Raw genomic sequence first — 19203 nt, 5'->3', positions numbered from 1 at the left:
GTTAAATGTTTTTTTCGTATCTATTAATATTATATGATAATTTCATCAAGCTGTCAGATAAATGAACATTTTCTACCTGAATATTGTCAGGAACTTCCAGATCAACATGAGCAAAATTCCATATAGCCTTGATGCCACACTGCGCGAGCTTGTGTGCCATTGGGACTGCCTGATCCTTAGGAATAGTCAAAACTGCTATTTCTATGTTGTTGTCCCTTACAAACTGCTCCATCTCCTCGATAGGTCTTACTTCAACGTCACGGATCTTGGTTCCGTAAAGTGATGGATTGCAGTCAAAAGCGCCCTTAAACACGAACCCTCTTCTTGTAAAGTTAGTATAACCTGCAATAGCTTTACCAAGGTGTCCTGCACCGATAATAACCAAACTGTGCTGTTTGTCGATGCCAAGGATCTTACTGATCTCTTCATAAAGGTAGCTTACATTATATCCGTACCCCTGCTGTCCAAAGCCACCAAAATTGTTAAAGTCCTGTCTTATCTGTGAAGCAGTAACCTTCATGATGCTTGATAGTTCTTGAGATGAAATTCTCTCAACACCCTTCTCTTTAAGGTCTCCCAGATATCTGAAATACCTTGGAAGCCTAGCGATAACCGCCTGAGAAATCTCTTTTTCTGCCATATGCTGCTCCTATCTAATACATATAAATATGCGTGTTTGTTAATAATTATACAAAAGATATTATAGCCACACGTTAAATATATGTCAATTGAAAAAGCGCTCTGTTATGGCTTAAAGTAGCTTATTACGTCGGTCATATTTGATGCAAGTTCCTGAAGTTTATCTGCCGATTCTGTAATAATCGCAAAGGTTGCATTGAGCTCCTGCATTGATGCATTGGTTTCCTCTGTAGAAGCCGCATTTTCCTCAGAAATGGCAGAAAGATCAGATATGATCTCAACAAGCTTATCTTTTGCTGCGTTAAGCTGATCAACGTACCCTGCTATGTTTCCTGTACTGTCAGCCACATTGTCAACATTTTCAGCCATGCTCTGCATGTTGGTCTTTGTATCATCGAGCTGCTGAGACTGCTGATCAAAGCTGGAATTCAGCCTCTGCATTACTTCTACGGAAGCTTCCGAATCAGCCACAAGCTTTTCAACAATCTTCTTTATTTCTTCCGCACTGTTACTACTCTGTACAGCAAGCTGTCCAATCTCAGTTGCAACAACTGCAAATCCCTTACCTGCATCGCCGGCTCTTGCCGCCTCAATAGAAGCATTAAGTGACAAAAGATTTGTCTGGCTCGCGATCTCTGTAATAGCCTCTGAAAACTTTGAGATTTCTTTTGCCGATTCGTTGGTTGAATCGATAGTTGCTCCAATATCTTTAACAGATTCCTGAACCTCAGTACTCTGTACGATTAGCTTGTTAAGTGCTTCCATCGCTGCCTCACAGGAAGTCTTCATCTGCTCCGAATAAGAATTGAGCTGTTCAACGTTATCTGCAACCTGCTCAATATCTCTGCCAATATCCTGGGTATTTCCTGCAGCTGTTTCAACACTCTCAGCCTGATTTACAGCGCCCTTTGAAATATCGTCCACAGCCTGACTCACCTGACCTGAAGCTGTTGACGCCTGATTGGCTGAATCAGCAAGTTCTGCCCCTGACCTTTTGAGCTCATTGGACATGTCCATGGTCCTTGTAATGACATCGCCAAGTTTATCGCTAAGCGTCTTTGCCCCATCAGCCAAAAGACCTATCTCATCAGTTCTCTTTAATGATTTCTCATCAATATTGAGTTTAAGCTCACCCTTTGAAAGATTTCCGAGTTCGTCTGCAATTGCTCTCATCTTTATTGATACTGTATTGGCTACAAAATAGCCTACTGCTGAAGTAGCGAGAGCCAGAATAACGGAAATAATAACCATCATGATAATTATGCTTCTAACCTTGCCATCTACTGAATCGCTCTCTCTTCCTGCAAATACCATACCAACTGCAGTTCCATCATCATTCTGAAGCGGAAGATAATATAGATAATAATTTTCACTTGTTCCTGCCGGAGTACTCTTTGCATAGTATTCTGACTTGTTTCCAACAACCTGATTATATAAAGCATCAGATACATCATAGCCTATAGCCTTCTTGCCATTACTATCAACAAGAGTTGTTATTTGCCTGGTCTTACCATAGAAAACAGAATAGTCAATGCCTGTCAGAGATTTCATCTCTTCAATGATCTCATTATATTCTTCCATGATATTCTGATCGCCCTTATACAGTGCACCATCAGCAATGCTCCAATCACCATCCCAGACATTGCTCACTTCACTGTTAAGCTGTTCAGCTGCAACCCTGAGTTCTTCCTGAACCATAGTATCGTATACATTATTGATCTCAATACCACTTATAATAGTCAAAACAGTTGCCACAAAAATAATAGCCAGCACAGCTGCAATAATGAGCTTTAAGACTAGCTTACCATTTCTTTCTTTGACTTCCATTTATCCCTCCTGCTTAATCGAAAACTAATATATAAAATACAGACTACTATTTATTATTATATTGCAAACCAAATTATAATTCCTGTAATATCGATATTTTTTTTATTAATTTTTGATTAAGCTTTACTGTTTACATATCATGGAAAATAACTTATCATGGAAAAGCTTAGTATTTGAAAGATGAGGTATAAACTTATGTCATATAAAGATTACATGGTACGTGCAACAGCAGGAAATGCGCAGATAAGAGCTTTCGCAGCAACTACCAGAGATTTGGCAGAATATGCAAGGAAAGCCCACAATCTCTCCCCAATAGCAGCTGCTGCTCTTGGCAGACTCATGACAGGTACCGCTATGATGGGAACAATGATGGATAATGACGATGACCTTATCACCGTAAAAATGGACGGCGATGGTCCTTTAAAAGGAGTTCTTGCCACAGCAGACAGGCACGGTAATGTAAAGGGATACGCAGTTAATCCATATGTCATCATGGAGCCCAATGCAGCAGGTCATCTGAATGTAGGCGGTGGAATCGGTGAAGGAACCCTCACTGTAATAAGGGATATGGGTCTTAAAGAGCCTTATGTTGGTCAGGTCCCCCTCTACTCAGGCGAAGTTGCTGAAGATCTCACATACTATTTTACAAAATCAGAGCAGACTCCTTCCTCAGTTGGCCTTGGTGTTCTTGTAGAAAGAGAAAGTCTTTCAGTTATAGCAGCAGGCGGATTTATCATTCAGCTTCTGCCCTTTGCTGATGAACAGACCATCACTCACCTTGAGTTCAATCTTCAGAAGTTTTCATCAGTCACAGATATCTTAAAAGCCGGCAAGACACCTGAAGAGCTCCTAGAAATTGTTCTCGATGGCTTTGATATTGAATTTACAGACAAGGTTGATCTTAACTTTTATTGCAACTGCGACAAAGACCGAGTAGAAAGAGCTCTCATGCTCATCGGCAAAAAGGAAATTCAGGAAATGATAGACGATGGCAAGGATGTTGAGCTTCGCTGCCACTTCTGCAATAAAGCCTACACATTCTCAGTAGACGACCTTAAAAGAATCAAAGAAAAAGCAAAATAATCTCTTTTCTTTATAGCAAAAGCCCCTTCCACTGCGGAAGAGGCTTTTTGTATTTAATGCTTTTTATTAAAGTAAAGCAAGCGCATTGCATGATGAATTATAAAGGTACAAGCAAGAATAAATATCTGTGTATGAAACAGGCCTACAATATAGTAGTTCCTTTCAAGAAAGTACCCCGATACAAAACCTATATAGCACAAAAGTCCTGTGAGCGCTATATCAATAAGCATGTATGGAAGGTTTATGATAACGTTTTTTATGTTTGTTACAAAATCCTTGAAAGAAGCATCAAAGTAAACGAAACGTCCTATCATAAGTCCAAAGTAATACATCATTACAGGACCATATTCGCTTTCATCGCCTATGTTGTTTAAATACATAAGTATCAGAATAACATAGAACATCGCCAGCATACGCATTGTTGCTTTTTCTTCGTTGGTCAGAATCTTTAGCCTTATAATAAAGCCATCAAGCACCGTATTTATGACACATGAAAAAAGAATCAGAAACAGTAGGATAAAATCTTTACCATCTGCCCAGGTACTTGTAAGATACCGCTCAATTCTCGTAAGATTTGTTGCCTTTCCTGAGGCAACAAGGCTGTATACATGATTGATGATCACATACGCGCAGGAAAAAGACATTACGGCTGTTCCTGCAATGAGCATCTCAAAAAATTTCTGAAGCCTTATCTCAAAATCTATGCTGAGATACTCTTCTCTTCTATCGGATGGATATTTTTGGGCATAGACTTTCGAATAAATGAATATGCCAAGTACGCAAAGCAACATCCCTGCAAAAGATAATAATGAAAAAATAAGTTTCTTTGTTATAGTAAAATCCGGATTCAAGTAAGCATCAACTGTCATATTTCCCCCCAACAATTCATAACACTTTAATTATTTTATTCTGTAATAGTTTTATAACACTCTGGTCTTCTGTCTCTGAAAAGTCCCCAGGATGATCTCATTTTTCTATTTTCTTCAAAATCATACTCTGCATATATTATTTCTTCTGTATCGCGACCTGCCCTTGAAACAATATCACCTGTTTCATCAGTCAAAAAGCTGCATCCATAGAAAGTAAGACTTGATTTTTGTCCGCCATTTTCTTCAGTCGGTTCAACATCCTCTCTTCCTATTCTGTTGGCAGCCGCCACAGGGATAATATTAGCCGCAGAATGTCCCTGCATTGTTCTCATCCAATGTCCTGAGCTGTCAACTTCCAAAATAGGCTCTGAACCAATTGCAGTAGGATAAAGAATAATATCAGCACCCTTTAAAGCAAGGCATCTTGCAGTTTCAGGGAACCACTGATCCCAGCATATTCCAACTCCCACATTTCCATAAGCAGTCTCAAACACCTTAAAACCAGTATTCCCCGGAGTAAAGTAGAATTTTTCCTGATAATAATGGTCATCTGGTATATGAGTTTTGCGGTACACATCCAAAACCTCTCCGTCCGCATCTATCATTGCAACCGAATTATAAAAAACATTGCCATCCTTTTCAAAAATGCTTATGGGCATAACAACCTTAAGCTCTTTGCAAAGCTCTTTAAAATAAAGAACTGCAGGATTCTCCAGGACAGGCACTGCAAGCTCATAGTAGTCATAGCGCCTCTCCTGGCAGAAATACTTTCTCTCAAAAAGCTCTGACAAAAGAATTATCTTTGCGCCATTTGCTGCAGCTTCTCTTGTAAGCTGTCCCGCCTTCTCTATATTTCTTTTTACCTGTTCCTCATCACTTGCAGCAACCGCGCCGCATGCAAACTGAACACAGGCAACCTTTATCTTATTATTCATATTTTTCACCGCATTTTCTTTTACTTATTTCCTGGCAGGAATCTGTTGTGTAATACAATGAATATTGCCACCACCTAAAAGAATATCTCTGGCAGGAATACCGATTATCTCCCTATCAGGGCAGATCTCTTTTAGTATTTCCAAAGCTTTCTTATCACTCTCAGCATTATCATCGCCAAACTGAGGAACAAGGGCTGCTCCGTTTATAAAGTAAAAATTCACATAGCTGGCTGCCAGGCGCTCTCCTTCATCTCGCATATCTTCGCCCTCTTCAAACTCATAGTTTTGAAGATCCAAAGCACTTACCAGTACAGGATGCCCAGGAATCGGCAATTTATGAACCTTGATCTTTCTTCCCTTTGCATCCGTCTCTTTTTCCAGATAATCAAGACAAGCCTTAGAAAGCTCATACTGAGGATCATTTACATCATCAGTCCAGGCAAGTACAACCTCTGAAGGTGCAGTAAAAGCGCACACATTGTCTACATGCTCATTAGTCTCATCATTGTAGATTCCTCTTGGGAGCCAAAGAACTTTTGAAATGCCAAGGTACTCTTTTAAAGTCTTTTCTATCTGCTCTTTGCTCATTGAAGGATTTCTTCCCTGACTTAAAAGGCAACTCTCTGTAACCATCAAAGTGCCCTCTCCGTCAGTATGTATGGAGCCACCTTCTAAAACAAAAGGTGCTGCATCATACATGTCCACATCCAGAGTCTTGCAAAAAGACTCAGCTACAGCATCGTCCTTATCCCATGAAGCGTACAGTCCATCAAATTCACCACCCCAGGCATTAAACTTCCAGTTAATTCCACGTAGATCTCTGTTTTTATTTATAACAAAAGTAGGACCCACATCTCTTGCCCAGGAATCATCTGAGTCAATTTTTAGAATAAAGCATCTCTCTTCAAGGATATCCTCAAGGATCAGTTCATCGTCTGCATCGGAACCAATATAGTTTTCAAAGACTTCATTATATTTTCCTGAGACCTTAAGCTCATCGCAGTACTCATTTATCGCTCCATAAATGAGGTTCTCTGCTTCTTTGAAATGCTCCTCATCTACCAAAAGAAATAAGCTTTCCCTTTTAATAATCTCTATAAATATCTTTTTAAAGCTGTTTAAAGCGCCTTTTCTATCCTTTCCCCAGCTTCCGGGACGAACAGGATATATCATAAGCGTTCCCTCATGGGCACCATACTCTGCCGGCATGAAAAAAGAATCTTCATAAGGCTTTCTCTTACTAATTATTTCCATTACAAATACCTGCGTATAATCATAAATCTGTAACTATCGGTAATATCATAACCTACACTTGAAATCATCATAGCCAAATCTTCTGATGAGGTCGACGTTTCCGTCCTCATGAAGAATATCTATATCAGGAAGTGGCATTCCATTAAAAGTATTATTCTTAACCATACTGTAGATAGCCATATCTTCAAACACAAGCCTGTCCCCAATACATTTTGGGGTATCAAAGCTGTAATCTCCGATTACATCCCCTGCAAGGCAGGTTCTGGAAGATAATCTGTAAGTATAGTTCATCTCCCCTGGTTCCTCACCATCTCTAAGCGGCGGCCTATATGGCATCTCCAAAACGTCAGGCATATGGCAGGCTGCAGAAGTATCAAGAATAAGCACTGGAATCCTGTCAGTTTCGACAATATCCATGACAGTAGTCACAAGGTATCCTGCATCAAGCGCGATTGCCTCTCCCGGCTCAAGATAAACCTCTATTCCATAGGTCTGTCTGATTCTTTTTACAAGTCTGATAAGACCATCAACATCGTAATCTTCCCTTGTTATATGATGTCCACCACCAAGATTGATCCATTTGATCTTGCCACGTGTATCCTCATCAAATCCTTCAAGATTTTCCTGTACAGGACTTGGAAAGAATCTCTTAAACTCTTCTTCAACTTTTAAAAATGTGGTCTCTAAAGGCTCAAATCCCTGCTCGCAAAGTGTATGGAAATGAAGGCCCTCAACTCCTGAAGGTAGTCTTTCAGGCATATCCTTTAGCCTTATTCCAAGCCTTGATCCTTTTGCACAGGGATCATAGATCTCATGACCATCCTGAGTACTAAACTCAGGGTTAATCCTAAGGCCAACAGAGAGTTTTCTCTCGGCAGCTTTTTTCTCCCACACAGGTCTGTGATGTTCAAGCTGATTAAGAGAATTAAAAACAATGTGATCACAAATATCACATAGTTCAACCATCTCTTCATCACCAAAAGCAGGTTCAAAAACATGATTCTCGCCCTGCATCTCTTCGTGAGCAAGCCTCGCCTCGAAAAGCCCCGAAGCTGTCGCACCAGTTAAATATTTTGATATCAATGGATATGTCTGATAGATAGAGTACGCCTTTTGAGCCAGGAGTATTTTAGCTCCTGACTCTTTTTGTACTCTGTCAAGAATTTCAAGATTCTCGCGTAATTTCTTTTCATCAATAACATACGCCGGCGTACGTATTTCAGATAGATTCATAATTTCCCCTCATCAATACAGCTATAAATATCAATCCCATATCAGTCAACAAGCTGTGGATTTTCATCAACAACCCATGGAAGGCCATATTCACCCAGCATTTCCATGTATGGATCAGGATCAAACTCATCAGTTGTATATACACCAGGCTTCTTCCACTTGCCACTAAGAACAAGTGCAGTTCCAATCATAGCAGGAACACCTGTTGTGTAGCTGATTGCCTGGCTGCCAAGCTCCTTATAGCACTCCTGATGGTCACATACGTTGTATATATAAATTGTTCTCTCTTTTCCATCCTTAATTCCGCGAAATATACATCCAATGTTAGTCTTTCCGACTGTTCTAGGTCCAAGGCTTGCAGGATCAGGTAAAAGAGCTTTCAGGAACTGGATAGGCACAATCTCTTTGCCTTCGAAATTGATAGGACTTGTTGAAAGCATTCCAACATCCTCAAGGCAACGCATATGGTCAAGATAGCTCTGTCCAAATGTCATAAAGAAACGAATTCTCTTAACCTCAGGGAAGTTCTTACCAAGAGCTTCAATCTCTTCGTGGTGAAGGAGGTACATGTCTTTTTGTCCAACCTGTGGGAAGTCGTATACTCTCTTTATCTCCATAGGCTTTGTCTCAACCCAGTGGCCATCCTCCCAGTAGCTTCCATTTGCGCTTACTTCACGAAGATTGATCTCAGGATTGAAGTTTGTAGCAAAAGCATAACCATGATCGCCACCATTGCAGTCCAGGATATCAATTGTGTGGATCTCATCGAAATAGTGCTTTTTAGCATAAGCTGTAAATACACTTGTTACACCGGGATCAAAACCTGTTCCAAGAAGGCCTGTGATTCCGGCTTCCTTGAACTTGTCCATGTATGCCCACTGATAGCTGTAATCAAAGTAAGCTGTAAAGCCCTTTTCCTTGCATCTCTTCTCATATGCAGCACGCCATACAGGCTCGTCTGTATCCTCAGGCTCATAGTTTGCTGTATCGATGTAATCAACCTTGCACTCAAGGCATGCATCCATGATAACAAGATTCTGATAAGGAAGTGCAACATTGAGCACAGCTTCAGGCTTGTACTCCTTAATAAGTTTAATAACATCATTAACATCATCAGCATTTACAGTTGCTGTAGTAATCTTTACGCTTGTTCCCTGCTTCTCAATTTTCTCTTTAAGTGCATCACACTTAGAAACAGTTCTGCTGGCAAGGCACATCTCTGTGAACACCTTGCTGTTCTGGCAACATTTCTGGATTGCAACCTGTGCAACACCGCCACATCCGATAACCAATAATCTACTCATCTATATACCCTCCGTTTTCTTCCCTTGAAACTAGGAAAAAATAATAAAATCAAATTTACCTGCTCATATCCTCTTCTTCCTGAAGAAGATCCTCTACATATTTAGGAAGCATGAATGCTCCCTTATGTAAGTGAGTTGTATAGTACCAGGTCTTAATGCCTCTCTCGTCCCATCTGTCAGGATTAAAGTCCTTTAACGGATGATATTTTTTGCTGGCAAATCCAAAGAGCCAGTATCCGGCAGGACATGTAGGAATGTGTGCCTGATAAACTCTGTTTACAGGAAATACTCTGTAAGCCTTTCTATGCATGGCTCTGCAGCTTTCCTCGTCCTCATCATAGAAAGGACTTCCGTGCTGATAAACCATGATTCCATCATCATGAAGCGCCTTGTAGCAGCTTCCATAAAATTCCTTTGTAAAAAGACCTGCCTCATGTCCCAAAGGCTCTGTGGCATCATTTATTATGAGGTCATACATGTCCTCACATTTTCTGAGATATTTAAGGCCATCCTGATAGAAAATATGAACTCTGTCATCCTCAAGACCTATAGCATTGTCAGGAAAATACTGCTTGCACACATCAACAAACATATTGTCAGGTTCAACTACATCTATAACCTTAATCTCATCATAATGACAAAGCTCTCTGGCAACACCACCGTCTCCGCCACCAAGTACAAGGACCCTCTGAACCTTAGGATGAACTGCCATAGGCACATGAACGATCATCTCGTCATAAGTAAATTCATCCTTCTCTGAAAAGATAATATTTCCATCTGAGGTCAGGAATTTACCGAACTCAGGAGAATCAAAAACATCAATTCTCTGAAACTCGCTTGTTCCTGAAAAAAGCTGCTTGGCAAGTCTAATGCTTATCTTGACATTGCCTGTATGCATATCACTAAACCAATAATCCATCTCGGCCATGATCTTCCTCCTATATACTTCAGTTATTATCAAAAGGTTATTTCAGCACAAAAAGTTCAGATATATCTTCACTTTCAGGACCCTGCATTGAGCAACCCTTTTCTCTTGCTGTCTTTATATAATCCAAAATGTCTGCTGTTATTACTTCTCCCGGAGAAAGGATCGGGATTCCCGGCGGGTAACACATAACAGACTCTGCGCTTATCCTGCCAACGCAGTTGTCGATTGGAAGCTGCTCTTTTTCTGCATAGAAGGCTTCCTGAGGAGTTGCCTTAACGATTGGAGTCACATACTCTGCAGAAAAGAAGCTCTGTTCAGGCTTGGCATAAAGACGCCTTATATCTGCCAAAGCTCCGGCAAGACGCTCAATATCCTGCAGTCTGTCACCTATCGAAATATATGCCATGACATTGGAGAGATCACCAAACTCCATCTGAATGTCATATTCATCTCTTAAAAGGTCGTAAACCTCAATACCGGTAAGACCTATGCTTCTGGTATTTACAACCAGTTTAGTCTCATCAAAATCAAAAATACTTCCGCCGTTTTTAAGCTCGTTGCCGTATGCATAGTAACCACCGATGTCGTTGATCTCTTCTCTTGCATACTGAGCCATCTTAGTTACTTTTTCAAAGCTGTTATAGCCGTTAAGTGCAAGGTTTCTTCTGGAAATATCGAGACTTCCAAGAAGAAGATAGCTGGCACTTGTGGTCTGAGTCAGATTAACTATGCGGCTTATATATCCTATATTAGCACCCTTTCCGCATAAAAGAATAGAGCTCTGTGTAAGACTTCCACCTGACTTATGCATACTTATGGCTGCCATATCAGCACCTGCCGCCATCGCGTTAAGAGGAAGTCCGGGACCAAAGTACAGATGGGTTCCGTGAGCTTCATCTACAAGAGCCTTCATTCCATTTTCATGTGCTAATTCTACAATTGCCTTAAGATCTGAGCAAATTCCATAATAAGAAGGGTTGTTGATAAGAATTGCCTTTGCATCCGGATTCTCTTTTACAGCTCTTTTAACATCTGCTATTTCCATTCCCAAAGGAATACCGAGTTTAGTATCAACCTTAGGATCAATATATACAGGAATTGCGCCACAAAGTATAAGGGCATTGATCGCGCTTTTGTGAACGTTTCTGGGCATAATGATCTTTTCACCCATTTTAACATTAGAAAGAACCATTGCCTGAACTGCACTTGTAGTACCGTTGACCATCATAAAAGCATGGGCAGCACCGAATGCGTCAGCCATAAGCTCTTCGGCTTCCTTAATAACAGATACCGGGTGACAAAGATTATCCAGAGGCTTCATGGAATTCACATCGATTCCGACACACCTCTCACCAAGAAAACTAACCAGCTCAGCGTTTCCTCTTCCTCTTTTGTGTCCCGGAACATCAAATGGAACCACACGCTGCTTTCTAAATCTCTCAAGCGCTTCGTATATAGGCGCTCTTTTCTGCCTCTCAAGATCCAACTACATACCCTCCCAAAATATCTTAAACATGCGAAAAGGAGTAGCACGTTCCAAAGGAACGTACAACCCCTTGTTTTATCAAATTACACAGTAATGTAATAATACTATATAATGCCGATTTTCGCTATATTTTTTAAATTATTTCACAATTTCTTTAAGAGAGCCGGCAAGACCTGCAAGTCCCTGAATATTTGAAGGCACAATGATCTTTGTAGCCTGGCCGTCAGCAGCCTTTTCAAATGCCTCAAGACTCTTGAGTGTAAGAACTGATTCATCTGCTCCTGCGGACTTAAGCATGCTGATACCGTCTGCATTAGCCTTCTGAATGCTTCTGATAGCTTCAGCCTGACCTTCAGCTTCTCTGATCTTCTTTTCCTTCTCAGCTTCAGCTCTAAGGATTGTAGCCTGCTTATCAGCTTCGGCCTGGAGGATCTTACTCTGCTTCTCACCTTCTGCAACTGTGATCTGAGACTGTTTTTCACCTTCAGCAAAAAGAATCTTCTCTCTCTTCTCACGTTCAGCCTTCATCTGCTTCTCCATTGCATCTCTGATCTGCTCAGGAGGATTGATGTTCTTAAGCTCAACTCTGGTGATCTTTATTCCCCAAGGATCTGTTGCGATATCAAGCGCATCCTGCATCTGTGCATTGATCTGATCACGGGAAGTAAGAGTCTCATCAAGTGTAAGTGATCCGATAACGTTACGAAGAGTTGTTGCTGTAAGATTCTCAATAGCTCCGATAGGATTTCTTACGCCGTAAGCATATGCCATAGGATCTGAAATTCTAAAGAAGACAATTGAGTCAATCTGCATTGTTACGTTGTCCTGTGTAATAACAGGCTGAGGCGGGAAATCGCAATACTGCTCTTTAAGATCAACCTGACGGGCAACTCTGTCGATAAAAGGAACTTTGATATGAAGACCAACATCCCATGTCTCCTTGTATGCTCCAAGTCTTTCAACTACGAAAGAATGCGCCTGTGGAACAACCCTGATATTGGTTGCGATAAGCGCAATAATAAGAATAACTAAAATAATTACTGCTATCATTTTTCCTCCTTTGTCATGTTAAAAAAACATGCCCCAACATTTTATTTTTAATCTATAGAAATGAGCTCATACTCTTTTACGCCAAATCCCATTTCTGCGGCAGCATCAATCGTATGTTCTCCGTTTCTCGTTTGTACTCTCTCAAGGAAATGATCTCTTCCCGGATTGTCTGATTTATAAACAAGATCCATGCAAGCCCTGTCGATAGCGATCGGGTCTGTCGAAATCAGGATTCCAACATCAGCCATACAAGGATCTTCAGCAACTGCACAGCAGTCACAGTCAACAGACATATTCTTCATTACATTCACAAATACCATATTCCCTTTAAAGTGCTCTACTACAGCAGATGCAGCCTCTGCCATAGACTCAAGAAAATCGTCCTGGGCAGCATGATTATCCCATACAATAGCCTGATCATCAGTCTTTGTAAGCTTTCCGCCCGAATGAATATTAACTTTTCCAGCAGTTGATGCACAACCTATAGAAAGCTGTTTTAACGCGCCGCCATATCCGCCCATTGGATGTCCCTTGAAATGTGACAGAACAAGCATTGAATCATAGTTAAGAAGATTCTTGCCCACGATATCATTTTTCAAATGATTAGCATGAGTGATGGGAAGTACAGCATCCGGTCCCTCAGCATCCATAAGATCAACTACAAAGAAATCATTCCAGCCATGCTTTTTAATAAGTTTCACATGTTTTTCTGTGCTGTTACGTTCGCCATCATAGGCAGTATTACACTCAACGACAGTACCTCCAACATGTTCAACAATAGGTTTCCAAAACTCAGGCTTCAGATAATTCTGATTACCATCTTCACCGGAATGAACCTTAACTGCAATCTTACCTGTAAGCTTCTTGCCAAGAGTATCATACATCTTAACAACCTGCTGTGGTGTTATGTTTCTGGTAAAATAAACCTTCGAAACTGAACCCATATCATTGACCTCCTGCTTCTTTTTTCTTAACTATAAGTTTTGCTCCTTCAACCTTTACTACTTCAATCTCTTCACCTGCAGCTATAACTGAATCGTCGTCGCTTACAACTATCCAGGTTGTACCATCAAGATCTGCCTTTCCGCTCATCTTAAGGTTATCAATCTCAGTCTTAGCAATAAGTGTTCTTCCAACAAGTGAATCGACATTAGTTTTAATTGTTTTACTATTTAGATATTTAGCTGCTAAAGGCCTTGTAAATAAAAGGGAAACCGCTGATACGACAATAAAAACAATTATCTGAAAAAGAACCGGAGCATTAAACAGTGCCGTGATCATAGCCACAACAGCTCCAAATACAAACCATATACTAAAAATACTGGTGGTAATAAGTTCAAGAACGCCAAAGACTATAGCTGCAATCAACCAGACAATTTGCATTGATATATCCATAACTCCCCTCCTTATGTTTTATAAGATGAGTATAGCAGATTTTTAGTGGTTTTATATACAATAAATGCGCAAAATAAAGGGGGGATTTTTTGCAGGGATGGAAAAATGTGCAGCGCTCATATACCAATAGAAAAACCACGGAATACCAAGTAAACTTGGTTCCGTGGTTTTCTCTATTGTTACCGCTAAAGCGGTTTTGATTATGTATTGGAGTTTGGCTCGTTATCGCTTACATCATCCCGCCCATTCCTGCGCCGCCTGCTGGCATTGGAGGAACTGGCTCTTTGATTGTAGCTACGGCTGCCTCTGTTGTAAGGAAGCTTGATGCTACAGATGTAGCATTCTGAAGAGCTGATCTTGTAACCTTGGCAGGATCAATGATTCCGTCCTTAACCATGTCTACATACTCTTCTGTGTATGCGTTAAATCCGATACCCTGCTTAGACTCCTTAACCTTGTTAACGATAACGGATCCGTCAAGACCTGCATTGTTAGCAATGTGGAAAAGAGGAGCCTCAAGTGCCTTAAGAACTACCTTAGCACCTGTCTTCTCATCACCCTCAAGTGAGTCAGCAAGTTTAGCAACTTCCTTAGATGCATGGATATATGCGCTACCACCACCAAAGATGATACCTTCTTCTACAGCTGCTCTTGTAGCATTAAGAGCATCTTCCATTCTGTACTTAGCTTCTTTCATCTCTGTCTCTGTAGCAGCACCAACTCTGATAACTGCAACACCACCAGCGAGCTTAGCAAGTCTCTCCTGAAGTTTTTCCTTATCGAAATCAGATGTTGTCTCTTCGATCTGCTTCTTAATCTGAGATACTCTTGACTTGATCTCGTCCTTGTTTCCAAGTCCATCAACGATTGTTGTCTTCTCTTTTTCAACCTTGATGCTCTTTGCTCTACCAAGGTCATCCATTGTTGTATCCTTAAGCTCAAGGCCAAGATCAGAAGAAATTACCTTACCACCTGTAAGAATAGCGATATCTTCGAGCATAGCCTTTCTGCGATCACCATATCCAGGAGCCTTAACAGCTACTACATTGAATGTTCCACGAAGCTTGTTAACGATAAGAGTTGTAAGAGCCTCACCATCAACATCTTCAGCGATGATAAGAAGCTTAGAACCTGTCTTAACGATCTGCTCAAGAAGTGGAAGGATATCCTGAATGTTTGAGATCTTTTTATCTGTAATGAGGATGAATGGATCTTCAAGTGTTGCTTCCATCTTATCCATATCTGTTGCCATGTAAGCTGAGATATATCCTCTGTCGAACTGCATACCTTCTACAAGGTCAAGCTCTGTCTGCATTGTCTTGGACTCTTCGATTGTGATAACACCATCGTTAGAAACCTTTTCCATTGCATCAGCGATCATCTGTCCTACTTCATCATCTCCTGATGAAACAGCAGCAACTCTCATGATCTGCTCTTTTCCTTTAACCTTTGTAGCCATCTTGCTGATAGATGCAACTGCTGTATCAGTAGCCTTCTTCATACCTTTACGAAGAACGATTGGGTTAGCACCTGCAGCGAGGTTCTTAACACCTTCATTGATCATAGCCTGTGCAAGAACTGTAGCTGTTGTTGTACCATCACCTGCTACATCGTTAGTCTTTGTAGCAACTTCTTTTACGAGCTGAGCACCCATGTTCTCATATGCATCTTCAAGCTCGATCTCTTTTGCGATTGTAACACCATCGTTTGTAATTGTAGGTGCACCATAGCTCTTATCAAGAACTACGTTTCTTCCCTTAGGTCCGATTGTTACTCTAACTGTATCTGCAAGCTTATTAACGCCTTCTACCATAGCTGTGCGGGCGTCTGCGCCGTACTTAATTGTCTTAGCCATTTTGTTTTCCTCCAAAGTATTATATTAAAAACTTAATCCGGATCATACGACCTTCTAAAAGTCTCTGGATTATTTAATGATTGCAAGAATATCGTTCTGCTTAACAATGATATATGTAACATCATCAAGCTTAACTTCTGTTCCTGAATATTTTGAATAGATGACATTGTCACCCTTCTTAACCTGCATTTTAACTTCCTTGCCATCAACGATTCCGCCAGGACCTACTGCAATGACCTCTGCCTGCTGTGGCTTCTCTTTCTCTGCTCCCGGAAGAACGATACCTGACTTTGTGGTCTCTTCTGCCTCAAGCTGCTTTAAAACAACTCTGTCTGAAAGTGGTTCTAACTTCATTGTAAATGCCTCCTTTATATAATCTTTAGATTATTGTTTTATTTATTGTTAGCACTCGATAGTTTTGAGTGCTAATCTCTAAGAACATATATTAGTATGTTAATCTTACTTGCGCAAGCTGAATAATGGGCTATATTTTTATATATTTAGTATTTTACTCTTATTTTCTCCTTTTTTCTCACGTTTTCTACCTTTTATTTCTTTTAGCATAGTTTAACCCTACTGTTTATCAGCATATCTTCTATATCAATTTTTTATATTTATTTAATTTGCAGTAAATTGATAATCCATATCTTTTCTGTGATAATATCCTTAATAGTATGATTATTACTGATACTATGCTTATGGCACGGAGGCCTTAAGTATGCATTTTTAGCAAGGAGGTGCGAACATGGCAAATATATTCAGCAGCCTTTCCGGCTCATATAATTATGTTAATGACATGAGCAATCTTTTGACTGACTACTCCAGTATCAAGAGCGGCGCATATGGTTCCCTTATGAAATCCTATGTAAAAAAAGTAGGTAATCAAAACGCCCTAAACGCGTACAGGGAAACCGGCTCAACTACGGTTGCTACTGATTCTGAATCAGCAACAAGCGCTACAAAAAAGACTGTTACGCATAAAACCAATTTCCTTGATAGTGTTGGACGATCAGGCTCCTCTTCTGACTCTACTGTTACAGCTGATAAATATAACAAATACAAATCTTCCTGGCTTGACGATCAGCTGAAAAGCTATGACAAAGACGCTAACAAAACCACTGCAGCTGACACTTCAGTTGCTCTTGACACAACTGTTTAAAAGAAATCATTATTATATGACATTAAGGCTCTGAAAATTCTGTTTTCAGGGCTTTTTTGTGCATTCAACTTTATTTTTCTTTAGTGATTTACTATATTGAACTAGACATTTTCAATCGAACAAATATAATATATCTGTTTAAAGATAAAAAGTTATTTTTTGTGGGTAAATTAAATGGAGAATTCATTTGACAATTTTTTTCTTGCAGGTCTGGTAAAAAGAGAAAAAGTTCAATACGACCTTGAAGATAAAGAATTTATTACTAAAACGGCTACAGCACTTCTTTTGATACATATCATCCTTGAAGGCATTTATACATATTCGTTCTGTACTCCAATGATCTACATCAATCTTGTAAGCATTGGAATTTATCTAATAGAGTTTGTTTTAAATGCCACAGGACATAATGTAATAATTGTATGGATAGCACATTTTGAGATCTATTTTCATATTATTTTTGCTACTGTTTTTATGGGATATAAATGTGGATACTGGCTTTGGCTTTTCCCTTGTGTGCTTTCAGTTATCACACCATATTTTATGCCTCTTCAGTCAAAAGTACAGAGCGTACTGGCAAACATACTTGTACTTCTCTACATTGTAACCTTCATAGCACTATATGGTTTTCATGAGAACGGTTATCTCCCGATCGGATATGTTGCTTCTGATTCTATAGCTACTTTTATGTACTATACAAATGGCCTTATAGCATTTTCTTATATCATTGTTTACACAACAGTATACTGTGTGAACATAAAAGAAAACACAAACAGACTCAATAATCTTGCCAATACAGATTATTTGACAGGGCTTTATAACAGGCAGTTCATTCAAAAACTGATATACGACGAATCCTACAAAAATGTTGCAATCATGGACGTTGACCATTTCAAAAACATCAACGACAAATACGGTCATCTCATGGGCGACCATGTGCTGATTGAAATTGCAAAAATACTCTCTTCTCACAGCGAAATATGTTGTGGAAGATGGGGCGGCGAAGAATTTCTTATTCTTTCAAAGGATTCTCAAAGTTACGATGATTTTTGCAATATCATACACGATATCTGTAATGAAATATCAGATAACATATTCTCTTATGGCGGTAATGATATAAAAGTAACTTCTTCTTTTGGAACCGCTACATGCAATGATGGCATGACTCCCTATGACCTTTTAAAAGAAGCTGACAGCAGGCTCTATACAGCCAAGAATCAAGGAAGAAATTCTGTAATATCTGCATAATTATAGGCGCATCAAAGCGATGCGCCTTTCTTTATGCCTCTTCATCATGAGGTATCTCTTTTCCGTTCAGATCAATATAGTTTTCCTTAAGGGCAATAGCCCAGTACTTCTCAGGAATATTTGGCCATTTAACAACGCCCCTTTCCTGCTCGCAAAGCCTCATGGCGCGAAGAAGAACGGTCTGGTTAAGATCAATTCCGGTCCTTATTGTATGCATGGTGACCGCAGCCCAGGCAGGTGCGTAGGTCTTAAGTTCTGAGTTTTTAAATTCCCTTAGGATCTCTTTTCTATCATAGTCCAGCTGCACATACTCTTCTTCCCAGGTCTTTCCATTTCCATGTAGTATACAAAACTGAGTCTTACCATCATGGTACCACGGAATGCCAACAGATCCGGGATTTACCGCCTTCTTTCCCCTGTAAATGTAAGTGTCCTGTACATGATTATGACCATGTAAAAGAACTCCCGTCTTTAGGTGAGACAGCACCTTTTTGGTATTTCTTTTCTCTCTGAAAAGAAGTTCTGAAGTCTCATTAGGCGACCCATGGCAATATTCAAAGCCCGGAAAGCCCTTTTGCTCATATATTCCATAATTTGGAAGGGAAGCAAAAAAATTAAAGTCCTTATCAGTCAGATTCTCATATGTGTATAAAAGTGAACCACTGGCTGACCCCTTTTTCCAATTACCCTCTCCATTCTTTCTGTAATTGAGAAGGTACTCCTCCCTGTTTCCCCTTATGATATAAGTCTCAAAATATTGCTTTAATACATAAATCTGTTCCATGGTCTTTTGGGGATTGGGGCAGTCTGTAACGTAGTCTCCAAGAAGTACAAATCTTGTGATTCCCTTCCCCATTGCGTAATCAATGCACGCCTGAAGCGCCGAATGATTACCATGTATATCACTAAATACCGCTATATCCATCATATTAGTCTGCCAC

At 40.0% G+C, this 19203-nt stretch carries 18 protein-coding genes; 3 read left to right on the top strand and 15 right to left on the bottom strand.

All coding sequences use genetic code 11. The annotated features are described in order from the left end of the window. Position 1: 1 nt before the first annotated feature. Both C4S54_RS00355 and C4S54_RS00350 read right to left on the bottom strand, forming a co-directional pair. Positions 2–640: a redox-sensing transcriptional repressor Rex gene (locus tag C4S54_RS00355; protein WP_103867773.1), complete on the bottom strand. Its 639-nt coding sequence runs from the start codon at positions 638–640 to the stop codon at positions 2–4. 104 nt (positions 641–744) lie between these two features. Further along, a complete protein-coding gene (locus tag C4S54_RS00350; protein ID WP_103867772.1) occupies positions 745–2466 on the bottom strand; it encodes a methyl-accepting chemotaxis protein in 1722 nt (573 codons plus the stop codon). A gap of 195 nt (positions 2467–2661) precedes the next feature. Here C4S54_RS00350 and hslO point away from each other — a divergent pair, with 195 nt between their 5' ends. Next, positions 2662–3549 carry an Hsp33 family molecular chaperone HslO gene (hslO, locus tag C4S54_RS00345; RefSeq protein ID WP_103867771.1) on the top strand — a complete coding sequence of 296 codons (888 nt, stop codon included), beginning with the start codon at positions 2662–2664 and terminating at the stop codon, positions 3547–3549. A 53-nt stretch (positions 3550–3602) separates the two neighbouring features. On the opposite strand, the gene C4S54_RS00340 is transcribed toward hslO, so the two are convergent. From C4S54_RS00340 to C4S54_RS00285, 12 genes are all read right to left on the bottom strand, one after another. Further along, positions 3603–4418, bottom strand: a complete 816-nt coding sequence (locus C4S54_RS00340) for a hypothetical protein (protein ID WP_103867770.1) — start codon at positions 4416–4418, stop codon at positions 3603–3605. A 35-nt stretch (positions 4419–4453) separates the two neighbouring features. Next, entirely contained in the window at positions 4454–5353 is a 900-nt protein-coding gene (aguB, locus tag C4S54_RS00335; RefSeq protein WP_103867769.1) for an N-carbamoylputrescine amidase, read from the bottom strand. Between the two features lie 24 nt (positions 5354–5377). Beyond that, a complete protein-coding gene (gene aguA, locus C4S54_RS00330; protein ID WP_103867768.1) occupies positions 5378–6607 on the bottom strand; it encodes an agmatine deiminase in 1230 nt (409 codons plus the stop codon). A gap of 45 nt (positions 6608–6652) precedes the next feature. Continuing rightward, a complete protein-coding gene (nspC, locus tag C4S54_RS00325) occupies positions 6653–7840 on the bottom strand; it encodes a carboxynorspermidine decarboxylase (protein ID WP_103867767.1) in 1188 nt (395 codons plus the stop codon). A gap of 41 nt (positions 7841–7881) precedes the next feature. Next, the gene (locus tag C4S54_RS00320) at positions 7882–9144 is read right to left on the bottom strand and encodes a saccharopine dehydrogenase family protein (RefSeq protein WP_103867766.1); all 1263 of its coding nucleotides are present in this window, start codon (positions 9142–9144) and stop codon (positions 7882–7884) included. A 55-nt stretch (positions 9145–9199) separates the two neighbouring features. Beyond that, positions 9200–10063 carry a polyamine aminopropyltransferase gene (gene speE / locus C4S54_RS00315; RefSeq protein WP_026663772.1) on the bottom strand — a complete coding sequence of 288 codons (864 nt, stop codon included), beginning with the start codon at positions 10061–10063 and terminating at the stop codon, positions 9200–9202. A gap of 46 nt (positions 10064–10109) precedes the next feature. Further along, a complete protein-coding gene (locus tag C4S54_RS00310; RefSeq protein ID WP_103867765.1) occupies positions 10110–11558 on the bottom strand; it encodes an aminotransferase class I/II-fold pyridoxal phosphate-dependent enzyme in 1449 nt (482 codons plus the stop codon). A 138-nt stretch (positions 11559–11696) separates the two neighbouring features. Further along, positions 11697–12608 (bottom strand): SPFH domain-containing protein, encoded by a 912-nt coding sequence (locus tag C4S54_RS00305; protein ID WP_103867764.1) that lies wholly within the window; start codon positions 12606–12608, stop codon positions 11697–11699. 47 nt (positions 12609–12655) lie between these two features. Next, entirely contained in the window at positions 12656–13552 is an 897-nt protein-coding gene (locus C4S54_RS00300) for a DUF362 domain-containing protein (RefSeq protein WP_103867763.1), read from the bottom strand. 1 nt (position 13553) lies between these two features. Beyond that, a complete protein-coding gene (locus tag C4S54_RS00295) occupies positions 13554–14003 on the bottom strand; it encodes an NfeD family protein (RefSeq protein WP_103867762.1) in 450 nt (149 codons plus the stop codon). Between the two features lie 229 nt (positions 14004–14232). After that, positions 14233–15858: a chaperonin GroEL gene (gene groL, locus C4S54_RS00290; RefSeq protein ID WP_103867761.1), complete on the bottom strand. Its 1626-nt coding sequence runs from the start codon at positions 15856–15858 to the stop codon at positions 14233–14235. A 69-nt stretch (positions 15859–15927) separates the two neighbouring features. Continuing rightward, complete coding sequence (locus C4S54_RS00285; RefSeq protein ID WP_022773277.1) at positions 15928–16212, bottom strand: co-chaperone GroES; 285 nt, start codon at positions 16210–16212, stop codon at positions 15928–15930. A gap of 391 nt (positions 16213–16603) precedes the next feature. On the opposite strand from C4S54_RS00285, the gene C4S54_RS00280 reads away from it, so the two are divergent. Beyond that, a complete protein-coding gene (locus C4S54_RS00280) occupies positions 16604–17017 on the top strand; it encodes a hypothetical protein (protein ID WP_022773278.1) in 414 nt (137 codons plus the stop codon). 174 nt (positions 17018–17191) lie between these two features. Continuing rightward, positions 17192–18262 carry a GGDEF domain-containing protein gene (locus C4S54_RS00275; RefSeq protein ID WP_103867760.1) on the top strand — a complete coding sequence of 357 codons (1071 nt, stop codon included), beginning with the start codon at positions 17192–17194 and terminating at the stop codon, positions 18260–18262. A gap of 31 nt (positions 18263–18293) precedes the next feature. Here the strand turns inward: C4S54_RS00275 and C4S54_RS00270 are convergent, their stop codons facing one another. Continuing rightward, positions 18294–19190 (bottom strand): metallophosphoesterase family protein, encoded by an 897-nt coding sequence (locus C4S54_RS00270; protein ID WP_022773281.1) that lies wholly within the window; start codon positions 19188–19190, stop codon positions 18294–18296. Positions 19191–19203 lie beyond the last annotated feature (13 nt).

Origin of the sequence: Butyrivibrio sp. Su6 (assembly GCF_900108105.1) — a bacterium.
Taxonomy (GTDB): domain Bacteria; phylum Bacillota; class Clostridia; order Lachnospirales; family Lachnospiraceae; genus Butyrivibrio.
Note: the sequence above shows the minus strand (reverse complement) of the source record. Positions and strands in the feature narration are given on the sequence as shown.

Excerpts from the sequence above, each read along its gene's own strand:
- C4S54_RS00355 (WP_103867773.1), bottom strand. The coding sequence starts at position 640 with ATGGCAGAAAAAGAGATTTCTCAGGCGGTTATCGCTAGGCTTCCAAGG.
- C4S54_RS00350 (WP_103867772.1), bottom strand. The coding sequence starts at position 2,466 with ATGGAAGTCAAAGAAAGAAATGGTAAGCTAGTCTTAAAGCTCATTATT.
- hslO (WP_103867771.1), top strand. The coding sequence starts at position 2,662 with ATGTCATATAAAGATTACATGGTACGTGCAACAGCAGGAAATGCGCAG.
- C4S54_RS00340 (WP_103867770.1), bottom strand. The coding sequence starts at position 4,418 with ATGACAGTTGATGCTTACTTGAATCCGGATTTTACTATAACAAAGAAA.
- aguB (WP_103867769.1), bottom strand. The coding sequence starts at position 5,353 with ATGAATAATAAGATAAAGGTTGCCTGTGTTCAGTTTGCATGCGGCGCG.
- aguA (WP_103867768.1), bottom strand. The coding sequence starts at position 6,607 with ATGGAAATAATTAGTAAGAGAAAGCCTTATGAAGATTCTTTTTTCATG.
- nspC (WP_103867767.1), bottom strand. The coding sequence starts at position 7,840 with ATGAATCTATCTGAAATACGTACGCCGGCGTATGTTATTGATGAAAAG.
- C4S54_RS00320 (WP_103867766.1), bottom strand. The coding sequence starts at position 9,144 with ATGAGTAGATTATTGGTTATCGGATGTGGCGGTGTTGCACAGGTTGCA.
- speE (WP_026663772.1), bottom strand. The coding sequence starts at position 10,063 with ATGGATTATTGGTTTAGTGATATGCATACAGGCAATGTCAAGATAAGC.
- C4S54_RS00305 (WP_103867764.1), bottom strand. The coding sequence starts at position 12,608 with ATGATAGCAGTAATTATTTTAGTTATTCTTATTATTGCGCTTATCGCA.
- C4S54_RS00300 (WP_103867763.1), bottom strand. The coding sequence starts at position 13,552 with ATGGGTTCAGTTTCGAAGGTTTATTTTACCAGAAACATAACACCACAG.
- C4S54_RS00295 (WP_103867762.1), bottom strand. The coding sequence starts at position 14,003 with ATGGATATATCAATGCAAATTGTCTGGTTGATTGCAGCTATAGTCTTT.
- groL (WP_103867761.1), bottom strand. The coding sequence starts at position 15,858 with ATGGCTAAGACAATTAAGTACGGCGCAGACGCCCGCACAGCTATGGTA.
- C4S54_RS00285 (WP_022773277.1), bottom strand. The coding sequence starts at position 16,212 with ATGAAGTTAGAACCACTTTCAGACAGAGTTGTTTTAAAGCAGCTTGAG.
- C4S54_RS00280 (WP_022773278.1), top strand. The coding sequence starts at position 16,604 with ATGGCAAATATATTCAGCAGCCTTTCCGGCTCATATAATTATGTTAAT.
- C4S54_RS00275 (WP_103867760.1), top strand. The coding sequence starts at position 17,192 with ATGGAGAATTCATTTGACAATTTTTTTCTTGCAGGTCTGGTAAAAAGA.
- C4S54_RS00270 (WP_022773281.1), bottom strand. The coding sequence starts at position 19,190 with ATGATGGATATAGCGGTATTTAGTGATATACATGGTAATCATTCGGCG.